Origin of the sequence: Actinophytocola sp., assembly GCF_035712165.1 — a bacterium.
Lineage (GTDB): Bacteria > Actinomycetota > Actinomycetes > Mycobacteriales > Pseudonocardiaceae > DASYTH01.
In genome coordinates this window covers 11634-29151 of record NZ_DASTBH010000170.1, presented here as the reverse complement: position 1 = coordinate 29151, position 17518 = coordinate 11634, and the positions used below count along the sequence as shown (strand labels likewise).

The following is a 17518-nucleotide window of genomic DNA, read 5'->3' as shown; positions in this document are numbered from 1 at the left end:
CCCGATGGTCCCGTCCTGGGAGGACGTCCTCCTGGGCACCCGGTCCAACCGGAGCTAGGCCAGGGTCGGGACCTGGTCGAGCAGGTGCAGGTCCCAGCCTTCCCGCTCGCACCAGTCCTCGGCGTCCTGGCGGGTCAGGGTGGTCGCCCCGGTCGGGCGGGTGCCGGCCAGCCGGGTCCACCCGTCCGGGGCGAGCACGTGAAGCTGGGCTTCCCGCATCGCGAGCAGGCGGCCTTCCGGGAAGGCCATCGTCGGCTCGGTGCGCAGGAACCGCACCGTGTCCGGTCGGGTCATGCCCTGGATCATGCCCCTTGACCTCCACCGCGGTGTAGGGCGCACGCTGAAAACCGGATGCCCGCCGCGGTGACGAACGGTTACCTTCGATGGCTGGGCGGCGAGGGGAACTCATCATGTCCGAACACGGCGACCACCGACATAGACGTGGCTCCAGCCTGGCGGCGCTGCGCCGGCTGGGGCCTTACATCCGACCGGTCCGGGGGCGGATGATCGGCTCCGGGCTGGCCGTCCTGGGGTCGATGCTCTGCGGTCTGACCATCCCGCTGGTCATCCAGCAGATCCTGGACGGGCCGGTGGCCAGCGGGGACACCGCCAGCCTGCCCTGGCTGGTGCTCGCGGTCGCGGCGCTGGGCGCCACCGAGGCCACCCTGTTCTTCGTCCGGCGCAAGCTGATGATCGGCCCGGGCACCCAGGTCGAGGCCCGGATGCGGACCGACCTGTACCGGCACCTGCACCGGCTGCCGGTCTCCTTCCACGACGGCTGGCAGTCCGGCCAACTGCTCTCCCGAGCCGTGACCGACCTGTCGACGCTGCGCCGGTTCATCGTGTTCGCGGCCATCTTCCTGGTGATCAACAGCCTGATCCTGGTGATCGGCCTGGTGGTGCTGTTCCTGCTGTCGCCGGTGCTCGGCCTGATCTCGCTGTGCTGCGCGGCGCCGCTGATCGTGTTCTGCACGATCTTCGAGTCGAGGTACTCCGCGCTGGCCCGGCGCAGCCAGGACCAGGCCGGCGACCTGGCCACCACGGTCGAGGAGTCGGTGCTGGGCATCCGGGTGCTCAAGGCGTTCGGGCGCGGACCGAAGCTCGCCGCCATGTTCGCCCGGCAGGCCCGCGAACTGCGCCATACCGAGCTGCGCATGGTGCGGGTGATGGCGGCGCTCTGGGCGGCGATCATCATGCTGCCCGAGCTGAGCATCGCCGGGCACCTGCTGTTCGGCACGCTGGCCATCGCCAACGGCACCATGACGGTGGGCACGCTGGTGGCCGCGGTCACCGTGGCGACCTACCTGCGCTGGCCGACCGACTCGATCGGCTGGCTGCTGGCCGAGACGAACCGGGCGGCCACGGCCTCGCAGCGGTACTGGGAGGTCCGCGACGCCCCGGTGACGATCACCGACCCGGACCGGCCGCGGCCACTGAGCACGCCGGTGCGCGGGCACCTGCGGTTCGACAACGTCCACTTCAGACATCCGGGCAGCGGCGCCGAGGTGCTCCGCGGCATCACGCTGGACGTCCGGCCGGGTGAGACGGTCGCCCTGGTCGGGCCGACCGGCAGCGGCAAGACCACGCTGACCGCACTGGTGCCCCGGCTGGCCGACGTCACCGGCGGGCGGATCACCATCGACGGGGTGGACGTGCGCAAGCTCGCGCTGTCCGACCTGCGCTCGGTGGTGGCCACCGCGTTCGAGGACGCCGTGCTGTTCTCGGCCAGCGTGCGGGAGAACGTGGCGATGGGCGCCGACGGCACGACCGAGGCCGACGTGCGTGCGGCGCTGCGGATCGCCAAGGCCGAGGAGTTCGTCGAGGCGCTGCCGTGGGGCCTTGCCACCCGGATCGGGGAACAGGGCCTGTCCCTTTCCGGGGGTCAGCGCCAGCGACTGGCGCTGGCCAGGGCGGTGGTCGGCAGGCCGGCGGTGCTGGTGCTGGACGACCCGCTGTCCGCGCTGGACGTGGCCACCGAGGCCGAGGTGGAGCACGCCCTGCGCAGCGTGCTGCGCGACGTGACCGCGCTGGTGGTCGCGCACCGGCCGAGCACGGTCCAGCTGGCCGACCGGGTGGCCCTGCTCGACGGCGGCGTGATCACCGCGATCGGCACGCATTCGCACCTGCTGGCCAACAACAAGGACTACCGAACCCTTCTGTCCACATTGGACGAAGACCGCGATGAGGTAATGGCATGAGCACGGACTGGCGGGGAGTCGCCGCCGAGGAAGTCGACGAGGTCGACCGGCGGACCGGGTTGATGCTGCAGGCGCGGTCCCGGCGGTTGCTGGCCTCGCTGCTGCGGCCGCACCTGGCCCGCGTGGCGCTGGCACTGGCGCTGGTGGTGACCGAGAACGTGGCCAGCCTGGCCGGACCGCTGATGGTGGCGGCGGCGATCGACGCCGGCATCCCGGCCGCGCTCGGCGGGGACACCACGGTGCTGCTCTGGTGCGTGGGCGGATACCTGGCCGCGGCGCTGGGCTCGGCCGGGCTGCGCTACCTGTTCCTGAACGTCTCCGGGCGGTTGGGCCAGGACGTGCTGATCGAACTGCGCCAGCGAATCTTCGTGCACGCCCAGCGGTTGTCCCTGTCGTTCCACGAGTCCTACACCTCCGGCAAGGTGATCTCCCGGCTGACCAGCGACATCGACGCCATCAAGGACATGCTCGACGAGAGCATCGAGGGCATGCTCAGCGCGCTGCTCTCGGTGGTCGGCATCGGGATCATGCTGATGGTGCTGGACCTGCCGATGGCGTTGCTGGTGCTGGTCGGGTTCCTGCCGCTGATCCTGGTCACCCGGTGGTTCTACCGGCGCTCGCAGCACACCTACCGGGGCACCAGCGCGGCCATCGCCAAGATCATCGTTCAGTTCGTCGAGACCATGAACGGCATCCGCGCGGTGCAGGCGTTCCGCCGCGCGGACCGCAACGAGTCGATCATGGGCGAGCTGAACGAGGGCTTCCGGGACGCCAACCAGCGCGCGTTCGGCCTGGTCGCGACGTTCACCATGACCGTGCGCATGGTCGGCAACCTGTCCCTGGCGCTGGTGCTCGCGATCGGCGCCGCCCGGGTGATCGGCGGCGGCATGGAACTGGGCGTGCTCACCGCGTTCACGCTGTACCTGCGGCGGTTCTACGACCCGCTGGACGACATGGCCATGTTCGCCAACGCCTACTCCTCGGCGAGCGCCTCGCTGGAGAAGATCTCCGGGCTGCTCGAGGAGTCGCCCGAGGTGAACGAGCCGGCCGACCCGGTGGCGCTGCCGGCCCGGTCCGGCGGCGGCCGGGCGATCTCCTTCACCGGGGTGTCGTTCCGCTACGGCCCGGACACCCCGGTGGTGCTGCCCGAGTTCGACCTGACCGTGCCGGCCGGGCAGACCGTGGCGCTGGTCGGCGCCACCGGGGCGGGCAAGTCCACGATCGCCAAGCTGGTCGCCCGGTTCTACGACCCGACCACCGGCGCGGTCGCGCTGGACGGGGTGGACCTGCGCCGGATCGCCGACGCGGACCTGCGCGGCGCGGCCGTCATGGTGACCCAGGAGGCCTTCCTGTTCGCCGGGTCGGTCGCCGACAACATCGGCCTCGGCCGGCCGGACGCCACCCGGGCGGAGGTCGAGGCGGCGGCCCGCGCGGTCGGCGCGGCGGAGTTCGTCGAGGCACTGCCCGAGGGCTACGACACCGACGTGCGCAAGCGCGGCGGACGGCTGTCGGCCGGGCAGCGCCAGCTGGTGGCCTTCGCCCGGGCGTTCCTGGCCGACCCGGACGTGCTGGTGCTCGACGAGGCGACCTCCAGCCTGGACATCCCGACCGAGCGGGCGGTGCAGGCGGCGCTGGAGTCGGTGCTGGCCGACCGGACCGCGCTGATCATCGCGCACCGGCTGTCCACGGTGCTGATCGCCGACCGGGTGCTGGTGGTCGAGGACGGCCGCATCGTCGAGGACGGCGCGCCGGCCGACCTGGTCGACGGCCGGGCCGGTGGCCGGTTCGCCACCCTGCACCGCACCTGGCTGGAGTCGCTGGTCTGACCGTCAGAGGATGACGAACGGCAGGGCGAGCCAGCCGGTGGCGATGGCGGCGGCGACGCCGAGCGCCACCCAGCGCCAGATCGGGGTGCGCCGGACCAGCCAGACCGACGGCAGCAGGCCCACGGTGATCACCACGGTGGAGCCGACCGCGAGCAGCGGCTGGGTCGCGTTCAGCGTGATGGCCAGGGTGAGCACCGCGTAGAACACCACCATGAACACGAACGCGGAGACGGTCAGCCCGGTCGGCCACGGCACCGGCTCGTCCGGCGGGGCCGGCGGCTGCGGCCGGCGCGGCGGCTCGGGCGGCTCCACGACCGAGACCTCGCCGGTGAGCGGGTCGACGTAGCCGACCGGCATGCCCAGCGACGCGGCCAGCCGGGCGGCGAGCTGGATCCCGCGGCGGTTCACCACCGCGCCGGCCGCCGCGCCGCCGTCCGGGTTGCTGCGCCGCACCGCCTGGGCCACCCGGGCCCACTCGTGCAGTGCCTCGGACAGGTCGCCGGCCAGCGCGAGCCGGCCCGGGTCGACCTCGGCCTCGTCGTCCCCGCCCACCAGCACGGCCCGCTCGCCCACCGCGCGCAGCTGCATGCCACCTCCGTCGGTCATCACGGCACCCGCACCGTACTGAGCGCGTAGAAGGCGACCGCGCCCGCGGTGGCCACGTTGAGCGAGTCGACCCCGGCGGCCATCGGGATGCGCACCGCGGCGTCCGCAGCAGCGATCGCCTCGGCGGTCAGCCCCGGCCCCTCCGAGCCGAGCAGCACGGCGGCCTTCGGCGCTCCCGCCAGCGCCCCGGCGAGGTCCAGCTCACCGACCGGGGTCAGCGCGAACAACCGGAAACCCTGGTCCCGCAACCATTTCAACCCACCGGGCCAGGGGTCGAGGCGGGCGGACGGCACGGCGAGCACGTGCCCCATGGAAACCCGCACGCTGCGCCGGTAGAGCGGGTCGGCGCAGCCGGGCCCGAGCAGCACCCCGTCCACACCGAACGCGGCGGCGTTGCGGAACAGCGCGCCCAGGTTCTCGTGGTCGCCGACGCCCTCCAGCACGGCCAACCGCCGCGCTCCGGCGACCAGCGCGTCGAGCGGCGGGGCCGGCGCCCGGTCGGCGACCGCGAGCACCCCGCGGTTGAGGTGGAAACCGACCACGGTCGCCATCACCTCGGCCGTCGTCACGTAGGCCGGAACGTCCACATCGGCCAGTTCGGCGTCCAGTTCGGCGATCCGCCGGGCGGTGCCGAGCAACGCGCGCGGCGGGTAGGCCGAGGCGAGCAGGCGGCGCACCACGACCACGCCCTCGGCGATCACCAGCCCCTTGCCGCCGGGCCGGTCCGGACGCCGGTCGGCCCTGGTCAGGTCGCGGAAGTCGGCCAACCGCGGATCCTGCGGATCAGTCACCTCGATCACCCGCGCCACGACGCAGAGTGTCCCACGCCCGCCCGGTGCGAGGTACTTCACACGATCGGCGGTCACCGTTGCCCCGGGTAATTCGCCGTGTCCACCCGGCGTCACATCGGGTAACCCGGTGCACCTCTTTGGCCCCTAGAAAAATCGTTCAGGCATGTGTCACGGTTGACATTCCCGCGCGGTTTTGGATGCGGGTCCGGTGGGTGACCCGGGAGACCAAGCCGGGTGGTCTGCTGACGGGCCCCATTAGAGGGAGGACGGCATGGGAAGCACCGTCTCGGCCGTGTCGCTGCGCAATCGGGACCGGCAGCGCTACCGGGAAAAGGTGCAGCGCTGCCTCGACGCGCTGGCAACGATGTTGTCCGGCGGCGGTTTCACCGATGCCCCACCCAGCATGGGCCTGGAGATCGAGCTGAACCTGGTCGACGAGAATCTCCAGCCGGCGATGGCGAACAGCGTGGTGCTGGAGAAGCTCGACGACCCGGCGTTCACGATCGAGCTGGCGCAACACAATCTGGAGTTCAACGTGCGGCCCCGGCCGCTGCGCGACAACCAGGTGTTCGACCTGGAGCTGGAGCTGACCGAGGCGTTGGCCGACGCCAACCTGAAGGCCCGGGACGCCGGGGCGAGCATCGTGCTCACCGGAATGCTGCCCACCCTGCGCGAGAAGCACTTCGACCCGCGCTGGCTGTCCGACAGCCCGCGCTACGCCCTGCTCAACGACCAGATCTTCGCCGCGCGCGGGGAGGACATGGTGCTCAACATGGAGGGCACCGCGATTCCCGGCCAGCGCGGCGAACGGTTGCGTCAGGCGGTCGACTCGATCGTGCCCGAGTCGGCGTGCACGTCGACCCAGCTGCACCTGCGGGTGGCGCCGGAGCAGTTCGCCGCGCACTGGAACGCCGCGCAGTGCCTGGCCGGCGTGCAGGTGGCGATCGCGGCCAACTCGCCGTTCCTGCTGGGCAAGGCGTTGTGGCACGAGACCCGCATCCCGTTGTTCCTGCAGTCCACCGACACCCGGCCGGAGGAGCTGAAGAACCAGGGGGTGCGGCCCCGGGTGTGGTTCGGCGAGCGGTGGATCACCTCGATCTTCGACCTGTTCGAGGAGAACGTCCGGTACTTTCCCGGTCTGCTGCCCGAAATCGACGACGAGGACCCGTTCGAGGCGCTGAGCTCCGGGCGTGCGCCGCAACTTTCCGAACTCAGGCTGCACAACGGAACCATCTGGCGGTGGAACCGGCCGGTCTACGACGTGCACGAGGGCGAGCCGCACCTGCGGGTGGAGAACCGGGTGCTGCCGGCCGGTCCGACCGTGCTGGACCTGGTGGCCAACGCGGCGTTCTTCTACGGCGCGCAGCGGGCGCTCGCGGTCGCCGACCGTCCCGTGTGGACGAAGATGTCGTTCGAGGCGGCGCACGAGAACCTGCACGCCGGGGCCCGGCACGCGTTCGGCGCTCGGTTGTACTGGCCGGAACTCGGCTGGCTGGCGCCGGACGAGTTGGTGCTGCGCCACCTGCTGCCGCTGGCACACGAGGGACTGCGGGAGTGCGGGGTGGCCGACGCCACCCGGGAGCGCTACCTGGGCGTGATCGAGGAGCGCTGCCTGGTGCGCCAGACCGGGTCATCCTGGCAGCGCGACACCGTGGCACAGCTGGAAAGCCGTGGTCTGGACCGGGACGCCGCGCTGGTCGCGATGCTGCGCCGGTACGTGGAGCTGATGCAGTCCGGCGATCCGGTACACACCTGGCCGGTGATTCCCTGAAGTACGGCGCAGGGCCCTGCCGCGGCAAGGCCCTGCTGTTCCCGAACTGACTGCCGCTCCCACCACGAAGCGACCTTGTTAGGCTACCCTAACTTAGCGACTTCCGGCAACTCCCTTTTGACCGATTTTTCCGGTTGATCAACGGCGGCCCTCCGGCGCCTCGCCAGCACGATCCCGCAGGCCAGCGCCGACACCGCCGCGATCACCCCACCGACGACGAACGGCGTCCTGCCGCCGAACTCGGCGGCGAGCCAGCCGGCCATGGGCCCCCCGACCGGGTTCCCGCCGATGAACACCAGCATGTAGAGCGCCATCACCCGGCCCCGCATCTCCGGCACCACGGACAGCTGCACGATGCTGTTCGCCGTGGTCATGAACGTCATCATGGCCACGCCGACCGGGATCAGCGCGAGCCCGAAGGTCAGGTAGCTGGGCATCAGGCCGGCGACCACCTCCAGCACGCCGAACGCCACCGCTGAGCCGACCAGCAGGCCCGGAGCGGGCCGGCCGCGGGTACTGCGCCGGGCGGCCAGCAGCGCCCCGGTCAGTGAGCCGACCGCGAGCAGCGTGGACAGCAACCCGTAGGCGTCCGCCTGCCGGTGGAACACGGTCGCGGCCGCGATCGCGAGCGTGGTGAAGAAGGTGAAGGCGAACGTGCTCACCAGGAACACCAGCACCAGCACGCTGAGCACGTCCGGCCGGCCGCGCACGTACCGCAGCGCCTCGCGGAGCTGACCGCGCCGGCGTGGCACCGGGTCGCCCCGGTGCAGCTCGGCCGGGTTCATCCGGAGCAGCTGGGCGATCACGGCGACGGTGCTGACCGCGTTGGCCAGGAACACCCAGCCGGTGCCCACCCAGATGATCATGAAGCCGGCCAGCGCCGGACCGACCACCCGGGCCAGGTTGAACGTCGTCGAGTTCAGCGCGACCGCGTTGGCCAGATGGTCCCGCCCGACCATCTCGGCCGCGAACGACTGGCGCACCGGCATGTCCGCCGCGGTGAACACGCCAAGGGCGAAGCAGAGCAGGTACACGTGCCAGATCTGGACCAGGCCGGTGACGTCCAGGATCCCCAGCACCAGCGCGCAGCCGGCCATCCCGCTCTGCAGGAAGACCAGCAGCTTGCGCTTGTCCATCCGGTCGGCCAGCACGCCGGCCCAGAGGGTGACGAACAACGTCGGCAGGAACTGCAGCGCGGCGGCGATGCCGAGCGCCACCGGATCGTTGCCGGTGAGCGTGAGCACCAGCCAGTCCTGCGCGATCCGCTGCATCCAGGTGCCGATGTTGGACACCACCTGGCCGGACGCGAAGAGCCGGTAGTTGCGCACCCGCAAAGATCCGAACATGCCGCGATGGTGTCGAGTGGGAGTTGAGGCGTCTCGGAGTTCGGCTCGAGGATCGGGTACCCCGGATCCGCCACCGCCGTCGCGGTTCCGGGTCACCCATCCGAAAGCCATCAGTCCTGTTGCCCCGCCATCCTGTCGATGATCTCCGCCGCCTCGGCGAGCGTGTCGCGTTCGGCGTCGGTCAGCTCGGCCAGCCGCTTGTCCAGCCACGCCTCGCGGGCCGCGGTGTCGGCCAGCACGTAGTTCAGCCCCAGCTCGGTCAGCTCCACGATGGACTGCCGGCCGTCGGTGGGATGGGGGCGCCGGGAGACGTAGCCGTTGTCCTCGAGGGCCGCGATCACCCTGGTCATCGAGGGTGGCTGCACGACCTCCTTGGCGGCCAGCTCGCCCGGCGTCATCGGCCCGCACTTCTTCAGCGTGGCCAGGGCCGAGAGCTGGGTGAGCGTCACCGAGCTCTCCGTCCGCTGGGCGCGCAGCCGCCGGGACAGCCGAACCACCGCCAGCCGCAGTCGGCTGGCAAGTGAACGCTCGTGGCCCTCCTCCGCCATATAGTTAGCATACCTCACTAATTCCCCGCGCCCTGAAGTTCGGTCATGGATCCCAAACCCGAACGGCGGACCAGCATTGGTCCGACCAACGGAACCTCAGGGGACCGTGACGGCACCCAGCCACAATCACCCCGCTACCCGCACCGTCCGCCGGAACGCAACCACCGCATCTAAATTCCGGAGAGGCGGATCAGTTGAAAGCTGACTGGATCGGGCCGATCGCGAAGTACACGGCGAAGGCTGCCGCGATGATCCACATCAGCGGGTGGATGCCACGCACCCGGCCGGTCAGCGCCCGCAGCAGCACGTAGCTGATGAAGCCGGCGCCGAGGCCGTTGGCGATGGAGTAGGTGAACGGCATCACCACGATGGTCAGGAACGCCGGCAACGCCACCGTGAAGTCGCTGAAGTCGATCTCCTTGACCTGGGCCATCATCAGCACGCCGACGATCACCAGCGCGGGCGCCGCCGCCTCAACCGGAATCACCTGGTAGAGCGGAGTGAGGAACATCGCCGCCAGGAACAGCACGCCGGTCACCACGTTGGCCAGGCCGGTGCGCGCGCCCTCCGCGATACCCGAGGCGGACTCGATGTAGACCGTGTTGGAGCTGGACGACGCCGCACCGCCGGCCACCGCGCCCAACCCGTCGACGAACAGCGCCTTGCCGACCCCGGGCAGTTGGCCGTCCTCGTCGAGCAGGTCGGCCTCCTTGCCCAGCCCCGTCATCGTGCCGATGGTGTCGAAGAAGTCGGTCAGCACCAGGGTGAACACCAGCAGCGTCGCGGTGATCACCGGAACCTGGGCCCAGGCGTCGAAGTTGAAGTCGCCGACCAGGGACAGGTCCGGCACGTCGGCGATGCTGTCCGGGGCGGCCGGGTAGCCCAGGCTCCAGCCCTTCGGGTTGGTGCCACGCGACGGGCCGGCCTGCACGATCGCCTCCAGCACGATGGCGAACACCGCCGTGGCGAGCACGCCGATCAGGATCGCGCCCTTGACCCTGCGGGCCACCAGCACGCCGGTGATCACCAGCCCGACGATGAACACCAGGGTCGGCCAGGAGGCGATCGACCCGTTGATGCCCAGCCCGACCGGCACCGTGGTGTTCGCCGCGTCCGGTAACCGGCGCACGAACCCGGCGTCCACCAGGCCGATGAGCGCGATGAACAGGCCGATGCCGACCGCGATCGCCGACTTCAGCGCGGGCGGCACGGCGTTGAACACCATCGTGCGCACGCCGGTGACCACCAGCACCAGCACGATCAGGCCGTTCACCACGATCAGGCCCATCGCCGCGGGCCAGGTCATCTGCGGGGCGATGGTCACCGCGACGAAGGCGTTCAGGCCGAGGCCGGTGGCCAGCGCGAACGGATAGTTGGCCACCAGTCCGAACAGGATGGTGATCACACCGGCCACCAGCGCGGTGACCGCCGCCACCTGGGCCACCGGCAGAATGGCGCCGGTCGCGTCCCGGTGCGCGTTGGTGTCGTCGGCCGAGAAGCTGCCGATGATCAACGGGTTGAGCACCACGATGTAGGCCATCGTGACGAAGGTGACCAGCCCGCCCCGGATCTCCCGGCCGGTGGTCGACCCGCGCTCGCTGATCTTGAAGAACCGGTCCAACGCGCCACGGGACTGGCTGGTCTCGGCGGCCTGGGTGCTTTCTGTGGTGGTCTCGGGCTCAGCAGGGGTAGCCATGCGGGGTAGCCTCCCTGACGTGGCGTCCGAAATGGAACCTCAACCGCCAACCGATACACAGAAGTCACTTGCCACCCCGCCGCCGCTGCCGGACCGCCTGCTGGCCCTGCCGCCGCTGATCTACGCCGCCACCGCGGTCTGGGCGCTGGTGTCCCTGGTGCTCGCGATCCTGCGCTACGCGTTCGACGTCGGCCCGCCCATCTGGCTCTGGACCGCCCTTGCCGGCACGTTCCTCGGCTTCATCGGCATGCTCGTCATGTGGTGGCAGCGCTCCGCCTCCCGCCGCGGCGCCAAGGGCGCCCAGCTCATCGGCAACTGACCCGCCCGTCAGGTGAGGTAGGTGTGCGGGGCGGGGTCGTCGATGAGGGCCGTGAGGGTGTGCCGGTCGGGCCAGGTGTCCGTGGTCCAGGCCAGGGCGCGGGCCAGGGCTTCGGCGGAGTCTTCGGCGTGCAGGACGTTCTGGGCGTCGATCCACCAGGGGACGCGGGTGCCGGCGACGGTGAGGGTGTCGTGCACGATCGGGCCGCCGGAGGGCACCGGAATGTCGAGCAGGTCGCACATGGCGACCACGGCGCCCAGGTCGGACCAGGCCACCCAGTCGCCTTCGGTGTCCACTGTTGGCGGGACCTCGGCGCTGGCCACCGGAAGGTCGAGCACCTCGGCGAGGGCGGGGGCGAGGGCGAAGTCCTCGCCGGCCGAGACGACCCGGTCCGGCGGCAGGACGCCGAGCAGCCAGGGCGCGTCCAGGACCACGCAGTCCTCGGCGGCGGCGACCCGCCCGGACAGGGTCCGCACCCGGTCCGGCGGATCCACCTCGGCCGGGTCGGCGCCGGCCAGTTCGGCGTGCGCGCGGAGAACCACGCCGGGCGCGACCGCCCGGGCCGGGTCGGCCAGGCGGGCGAGCAGGTCCGCGGGCGCCGCGGCCTCCAGGCGGTCCAGGACGCCGACCGCGGTCAGCAGGTCCGCGCCGAGCCCGAGGTCCGGAACCGGGTCGTAGAGACCGGTTAGCCCATCGGCCTCGGGCAGCCGCCAGTCCCGGGGCGGGGCGCCGCCGAGCACCGCGTTGCGCGCGATCCACCAGGACGTGTAGCCGCCCGGCAGGCGCAGCGCCGCCAGGGTGTCCGGCTCGGCGGCCAGCAGCCGCAACGCCGCCGGCCACGCCTCGTCGGCGACCAGGTCGAGGTCGCGCACCGCGAGCACCCGGTCCGGCGGCTCGGGCAGCCCGTCCCACCACTCCCGCTCCCCGTCGAGGTCATGGTCCGGTCCGGTCGCCTCGTCGTCGTCCAGCACCGCGAACGAGCCCAGCACCCCGACCGCGGTCAGCACCGCGGGCGGCCACGCCTTGGCCACCCGGTCGGCCAGCACACCCAGCGGGGAGTCGGGCACCAGCAGTTCGAGAAACGCCGAGGAGGGCAACGCCAGCTCGTCGGCCCGCCGCCAGTCGCCGGCCTGGTCCGGCAGCGCCAGCGCACCCAGCCACAGATGCTCGCCGGGCCGGATCCCGACCTCGGACACCAGCCGCAGCACCACGTCCACCAGCCCGGAGACGTCCACACCGGACTCGGCGTCGTCGAGGCTGCGTTCCACCGCGTCCTGCACCGGGTCCGAGTCGAGCAGGTCCTCCGGCTCACCGCGCCGGGCGCCGAGCCGCTCCAGCAGCGGATGCGCGGCCTGCGGGTGCACGATGCGCAGCCCGCCGAGATCCACCTCGAGGTCGAGTTGGTAGTCGACCAGCAGGACGCCGGCCGGCCCGGGTAGCGTGCGCCCGTCGAGCAGCGGGACCGGCAGCGCGGTGAGCTCGTCGCGCACGGTCGAGTCCACCTCGGCCAGCGGCGCCAGCGCCGCGTACAGCCGGTGCCACCAGGCCGGCGGGCGGTCGATACCGGTGACCGCCTCGACCACGCCGGCCACCCGCAGCCGGGACACCCCGAGCGCGGTCAGCGCGGCGGCGTGCTCGGGGCCGCCGAGCGCGCCGTGTGCCACGTCGGGCAGCACGCCGGCGAGCAGGTCCGCCAGCGCCTCGCCGGGCAGGTCCAGCACCGTCGCCCGGGCCGGGGCGAGGTCCGGCGCCGGTTCGCCGTCCGCCGTGTCGTCCCGCCCGGCGGCCGGCAGCCAGCGCGCGGTGCGCAGCCCGGCCAGCACCAGCTCACGCAGCCGGTCGTCCACTTCGGACAGCGGGAACTCGGCGCGCGGCACCAGCGCGGTGCGCAGCGGCGGCTCGAACCCGGCGACCAGTTCCGGATACTCCCGGGCGGCCTCGACCAGCACGGCATCCGCGGCCGGCCCGGGCAGCAGCCGGCGGCGCGACGGCTCGATCGGCAGGGTGGCGATCAGCCTGGCCGGCAGGGACAGCCGCTCGTCGGTCGGTGTCGGCGCGTGCAGCACATCGGACTCCAGCGGCCGGGGCGCGCCGTCCGGGCCGACCGGCACCGCCCAGCAGATCGTCCACTGTGGACGATCCTGAGCCTCCGCGCCGACCCGGGCGAGCAGGTCCCCCGGCAGTTCCCCGGACCGGCGGCGAAGGTGCCACCGGCTGACCCCGGCGGGCCCGTGCAGCTCGGTCAGCGCGTCGGATCCGGTGCGCGACCAGACCGCGTCGCCGATCTCGATCCGGTCCAGGCCGGGCAGCGACAGCAGCAGGTCCTCGGCCTGTCCGGCGAACGTGTCGAGCAGCGCGGACCCGGAGATCCCAGCCCGCAACGGCAGCCGGACCTCGGTGTCGAAGCCGGCCGGCGGACCGGGCTCGTCCGGGTCGACCGGCCAGGCCAGCCGCAACACCGGCACCTGCCCGCCGCGCTGCGCCGCCCGTCCGGACAACTCCGGCGACGGCGCGATCTCCCCCGCGGTCCGGGCGGCCGAGAACGCCACGCCGCCCGAGGTGGACACCACCCGGGGCGCGTCGGTGACCGCGAGCACAGCCGCGAACCCCACCCCGAACCGGCCGACGCCGCCGCGTTTGGCCGAGGCACGCAGCGACGCGAGCGCGGCCACCCCGGGGGTGTCCAGCGGCGCACCGGTGTTCGCCGCGCGCAGCTCATCGTCCACGAGGGACAGTCGGAGGGTGCCGGGCCGGCCGGTGGCGAGCGCGGCGTCCGCGGCGTTCTGGGCCAGCTCCACCAGCAGCCGGTCGCGGTAGGCGCCGAGCCGCAGATCTTCCTCGGCGTTGGCGTCCTCCCGGAACCGGGTCGGCGAACTTCGCCAGCCGGCGAGCACCGACGCACGCAGCTCCGCCGTGCCGAACGGGTCGCCGTTCACTCCGCGGGCGCGGTGCCGGCCGTCTCGGGCGCCTGCGCGGGCGGCTCAGGGCGCTCGACCAGGTCGAGGTCGAGCAACGCGTTGTCGTCGTAGATCAGGTCGGCCACCAGGACCGGGGAGACCTGCTCGACGTCGGCCTCGGAGTGCGCGCCGCAGCCGTACTCGGCGTGCACCAGGTGCCCGTCGGCAGGCGCGATCTCGTTGCCGCACACGCCGAACGCCGCGCGCAGCGAACCGTCCAGCGGCAGGTAGAACCCGCAGGTGCCGCAGTGACCGGGGGCGCCGCGGGCCATGTCCGAGCGGGGCCCGAACTCGCCGGCCTGCCAGCGCTGCGCCGCGTCCAGCCGCGCCGGCCGGGACATCACCCGGACCCGGCCCAGGCCGACCTCCATCGCGGTCTCCTCGACCGCCGGATCGTCCGAGTGCAGGTAGGCGGGCACCAGCCGGGGGTCGTCCGGCGCGGTGGGCATCAGGTCGCCGACGCCGAGATCACCGGCCTGGACCCGCTGCTGCCACGGCACCCAGTCCGGCGCCACCAGGGCGTCCGGCCCGGGCAGCAGCACGACCTCGCTGATCGTGACGTCCTCGCCGGACCCGGCCGAGGCCACGGTCGCCGCCCAGCGCCAGCCGCGGTAACCGGGTTTTTCCGTCTCGAAGAGATGGGTGACCGCGCCACCGTCCTCGACGTGACACCCGGCGTACGCGCCGACCTCATGGTCGGCCGCACCCTCCTCGGCGGCCGCGCGGGCCAGGTCCACCGCCTCGGCGAGCTGCGCCGACAGCGGATCCGAGAGATCGGTGGGCACCGCGGGGGGTACTGGCGTGGAGTTCATCACCCTTGATTGTGCAACATGGCACCGTGGGTATGACGACCCTGGTCCGCGTTCTGGTGGTGTGCGCGGCGTTGCTGGCCGGTTGCGGCACCGCCGCGCCGGCCCCCGCACCGACCGCGCCGGCCGGCGAACCGCAGCGACTGCGCGCCGAGGTGCTCGGCGAGATACCGCACGATACGAAGGCCTTCACGCAGGGCCTGGAGATCGCCGACGGCACCCTCTACGAGGGCACCGGGCTCAAGGGCAGGTCCAGCATGCGGGCGCTGGACCCGGTCACCGGCGCGGTGCGGCAGCAGACCGCGCTACCCGCCGACCTGTTCGGCGAGGGGATCACCGTGGCCGGCCCGTCGATCTGGCAGATCACCTGGCAGAACGGGGTGGCCATCGAACGGGACCGGGCCACCCTGGCCGAGCGCCGCCGGGTGGACTATCCGGGCGAGGGCTGGGGGATCTGCCTGGACAGGTCGGCCAACCGGCTGGTGATGAGCGACGGCTCGGACCGGCTGACGTTCCGGGACCCGCAGACGTTCCAGCCGCTCGGGGAGGTGCGGGTCACCTCGAACGGCCAACCGGTCACGCAGCTCAACGAGCTGGAATGCGCCCAGGGCGCGGTGTTCGCCAACGTCTGGAAGACCGACGAGATCGTCCGGATCGACCCGGCCACCGGCCAGGTCACCGCCGAGGTGGACCTGGCCAACCTGCTGACCGAGGAGGAGCGCGGCAGCGCGGACGTGCTCAACGGCATCGCCGCGATCCCCGGCACCGACGAGTTCCTGGTGACCGGCAAGTACTGGCCCAAGATGTTCCGGGTGAAGTTCGTCCCCTGAACGTGCATGCCGCCATGCCTGCGTGCCGGCCAGCCGGTACGGCAGGATGGAACACGTGGGGCGAAAGCGGAGAAGTTGGACTGACGGCGACCAGCGCTGGCAGGAGCCGACCGCGCCTGCCGTCCCGCCGCCCCCGCCGGCCGAGGATCTGCGGCGCACCCAGCCGGTGCGGCGCAACCCGCCGTACGCGCCGCAGCGCCAGCCACCGCCGCCGGTCCAGCACCGCCCGCCGCCGGCGCCGCCCCAGCGGCCCCCGACCCGCCGGCTGCCGCCGGAGGAGTTGCCGGACGCGGGCCGGATCGAGACCTACGGCGACATCGACCCGGCCTACCGCCCGGCCGGCGGCCCGCCGCCACCACCCGGCCCCGGGGCCCCCGGCTCCCCCGCCGCCGGACCGCAGGCGTACCCGAAGAAGCTCACCGTCACCCGGGTGGCGGCGCTGCGCAGCCGCGAGCTGTCCGGGCGCGCCGTACAGGCGTTCCGCCGGGCCACCCGGGCCGACGGCGCCCACGAGTCCGGGCTGACCGCGCTGACCTACGCCACGATGCTCAACTACGCCAGCGACGCCGCCATGGCCGTCGGCCTGGCCAACGTGCTGTTCTTCTCCCCCACCAGCACCGACTCCAGCAAGACCAAGGTGCTGCTGTACCTGGTGATCACCGTGGCGCCGTTCGCGCTGATCGCCCCGGTGATCGGCCCGATGCTGGACCGGATCCAGCGCGGCAGAAGGCTCGCCATGTGCCTGGCCGCGCTGGGGCAGGCACTGATGTGCCTGATGATGGCCACGCACTTCGACAGCTGGCTGCTCTATCCGGGCGCGCTGGGCAAGATGGTGCTGTCCAAGTCGTTCACGGTGCTCAAGGCCGCGGTCACGCCCCGGGTGCTGCCGCCGGAGATCACCCTGGCCAAGACCAACGCCCGGTTGACCGTGTTCGGGCTGATCGCCGGCACGGTGGCCGGCGGCATCGCGGCCGGGTTCGCGAACCTGTTCGGCTCGCCCGGCGCACTGTGGTTCACCGTGCTCATCTGCCTGGCCGGCGCGGCGCAGGCGCTGCGCATCCCGGCCTGGGTGGAGGTCACCGAGGGCGAGGTGCCGGCGTCGATCTCGGCGCATCCGGACAAACCCCGGCGCCAACCCATGGGTCGCAACGTGGTGGTGGCCCTGGCCGGCAACGCCACGATCCGGGTGCTCACCGGCTTCCTGATGATGTTCGCGGCCTTCGCCGTGCGGGCCCAGCACGAGGGCGCCGCGTTCACCCAACTCGCGCTGCTCGGGCTGATCGCGGGCGCGGCCGGCGTCGGCAGCTTCGCCGGCAACGCGATCGGCGCGCGGATCCAGCTGGGCCACCCGGAGACGGTGGTGATCGGCTGCGTGGCCGGGTTGGTCGTGACGACGCTGGTGGCCACGATCGCTCCCGGGATCGGCACCGCCGCGCTGGTCGGGCTGGTCGGCGCGACCGCGAGCGCGCTGGCCAAGATCAGCCTGGACGCCGTGGTGCAGGACGACCTGCCGGAGGAGTCCCGGGCCTCGGCGTTCGGCCGCTCGGAGACCGTGCTCCAGCTCACCTGGGTGCTCGGCGGCGCGGTCGGCCTGCTGCTGCCGCCGATCTGGTGGGTGGGCTTCCTGGTGGTGACCATCCTGCTCAGCGCCGGCCTGGCGCAGACCGTCGCGACCCGGCGGGGCGGCACGCTCATCCCGGGTATGGGCGGCAACCGGCCGGTGCGCCCGCGCCGGACCGACTCGGCGCCGCACCCGGACCCGCACGCGCACCCGCAGCCGGAACCGCAGAGCGGGCCCACCGGGCAGCACCCGTAACCTCG

Annotated in this window: 14 protein-coding genes; 6 read left to right on the top strand and 8 right to left on the bottom strand. The window is 72.5% G+C overall.

The annotated features are described in order from the left end of the window. Nucleotides 1-54 precede the first annotated feature (54 nt). On the bottom strand, nt 55-294 hold the full coding sequence (locus VFO68_RS09630; protein WP_325157849.1) for a hypothetical protein: 240 nt from the start codon (nt 292-294) through the stop codon (nt 55-57). A gap of 209 nt (nt 295-503) precedes the next feature. Between VFO68_RS09630 and VFO68_RS09625 the strand changes: the two genes are divergently transcribed. Next, entirely contained in the window at nt 504-2198 is a 1695-nt protein-coding gene (locus VFO68_RS09625) for an ABC transporter ATP-binding protein (protein ID WP_325157848.1), read from the top strand. Beyond that, nucleotides 2195-4024 (top strand): ABC transporter ATP-binding protein, encoded by a 1830-nt coding sequence (locus VFO68_RS09620; RefSeq protein ID WP_325157847.1) that lies wholly within the window; start codon nt 2195-2197, stop codon nt 4022-4024. Before VFO68_RS09625 ends, VFO68_RS09620 begins: the two co-directional genes overlap by 4 nt. A gap of 3 nt (nt 4025-4027) precedes the next feature. Here the strand turns inward: VFO68_RS09620 and VFO68_RS09615 are convergent, their stop codons facing one another. Together VFO68_RS09615 and VFO68_RS09610 are read right to left on the bottom strand one after the other, a co-directional pair. Continuing rightward, on the bottom strand, nt 4028-4630 hold the full coding sequence (locus VFO68_RS09615) for a DUF2537 domain-containing protein (RefSeq protein WP_414635479.1): 603 nt from the start codon (nt 4628-4630) through the stop codon (nt 4028-4030). Next, nucleotides 4630-5439, bottom strand: coding sequence for an RNA methyltransferase (locus VFO68_RS09610; RefSeq protein ID WP_325157846.1), 810 nt, complete (start codon nt 5437-5439; stop codon nt 4630-4632). The genes VFO68_RS09615 and VFO68_RS09610 overlap by 1 nt, the downstream gene beginning before the upstream one ends. A gap of 253 nt (nt 5440-5692) precedes the next feature. Here VFO68_RS09610 and VFO68_RS09605 point away from each other — a divergent pair, with 253 nt between their 5' ends. Continuing rightward, entirely contained in the window at nt 5693-7192 is a 1500-nt protein-coding gene (locus VFO68_RS09605; RefSeq protein ID WP_325157845.1) for a glutamate-cysteine ligase family protein, read from the top strand. A gap of 83 nt (nt 7193-7275) precedes the next feature. Here VFO68_RS09605 and VFO68_RS09600 read toward each other — a convergent pair whose 3' ends face one another. The 3 genes from VFO68_RS09600 to VFO68_RS09590 all read right to left on the bottom strand — a co-directional run bounded on the left by VFO68_RS09600 (nt 7276) and on the right by VFO68_RS09590 (nt 10782). Beyond that, nucleotides 7276-8538, bottom strand: a complete 1263-nt coding sequence (locus VFO68_RS09600) for an MFS transporter (protein ID WP_325157844.1) — start codon at nt 8536-8538, stop codon at nt 7276-7278. Nucleotides 8539-8648: 110 nt separating this feature from the next. Next, complete coding sequence (locus VFO68_RS09595) at nt 8649-9086, bottom strand: MarR family transcriptional regulator (RefSeq protein WP_325157843.1); 438 nt, start codon at nt 9084-9086, stop codon at nt 8649-8651. A 190-nt stretch (nt 9087-9276) separates the two neighbouring features. After that, a complete protein-coding gene (locus VFO68_RS09590; protein WP_325157842.1) occupies nt 9277-10782 on the bottom strand; it encodes an NCS2 family permease in 1506 nt (501 codons plus the stop codon). Nucleotides 10783-10801: 19 nt separating this feature from the next. On the opposite strand from VFO68_RS09590, the gene VFO68_RS09585 reads away from it, so the two are divergent. Then, entirely contained in the window at nt 10802-11101 is a 300-nt protein-coding gene (locus VFO68_RS09585; protein WP_325157841.1) for a DUF2530 domain-containing protein, read from the top strand. Nucleotides 11102-11109: 8 nt separating this feature from the next. On the opposite strand, the gene VFO68_RS09580 is transcribed toward VFO68_RS09585, so the two are convergent. Further along, nucleotides 11110-14037: a sacsin N-terminal ATP-binding-like domain-containing protein gene (locus VFO68_RS09580; RefSeq protein WP_325157840.1), complete on the bottom strand. Its 2928-nt coding sequence runs from the start codon at nt 14035-14037 to the stop codon at nt 11110-11112. Further along, nucleotides 14034-14870: a DUF3027 domain-containing protein gene (locus VFO68_RS09575; RefSeq protein ID WP_325157839.1), complete on the bottom strand. Its 837-nt coding sequence runs from the start codon at nt 14868-14870 to the stop codon at nt 14034-14036. The genes VFO68_RS09580 and VFO68_RS09575 overlap by 4 nt, the downstream gene beginning before the upstream one ends. A gap of 32 nt (nt 14871-14902) precedes the next feature. On the opposite strand from VFO68_RS09575, the gene VFO68_RS09570 reads away from it, so the two are divergent. Both VFO68_RS09570 and VFO68_RS09565 read left to right on the top strand, forming a co-directional pair. Further along, nucleotides 14903-15697, top strand: coding sequence for a glutaminyl-peptide cyclotransferase (locus tag VFO68_RS09570; protein ID WP_325157851.1), 795 nt, complete (start codon nt 14903-14905; stop codon nt 15695-15697). A 46-nt stretch (nt 15698-15743) separates the two neighbouring features. After that, nucleotides 15744-17513 carry an MFS transporter gene (locus VFO68_RS09565; protein ID WP_325157850.1) on the top strand — a complete coding sequence of 590 codons (1770 nt, stop codon included), beginning with the start codon at nt 15744-15746 and terminating at the stop codon, nt 17511-17513. Nucleotides 17514-17518 lie beyond the last annotated feature (5 nt).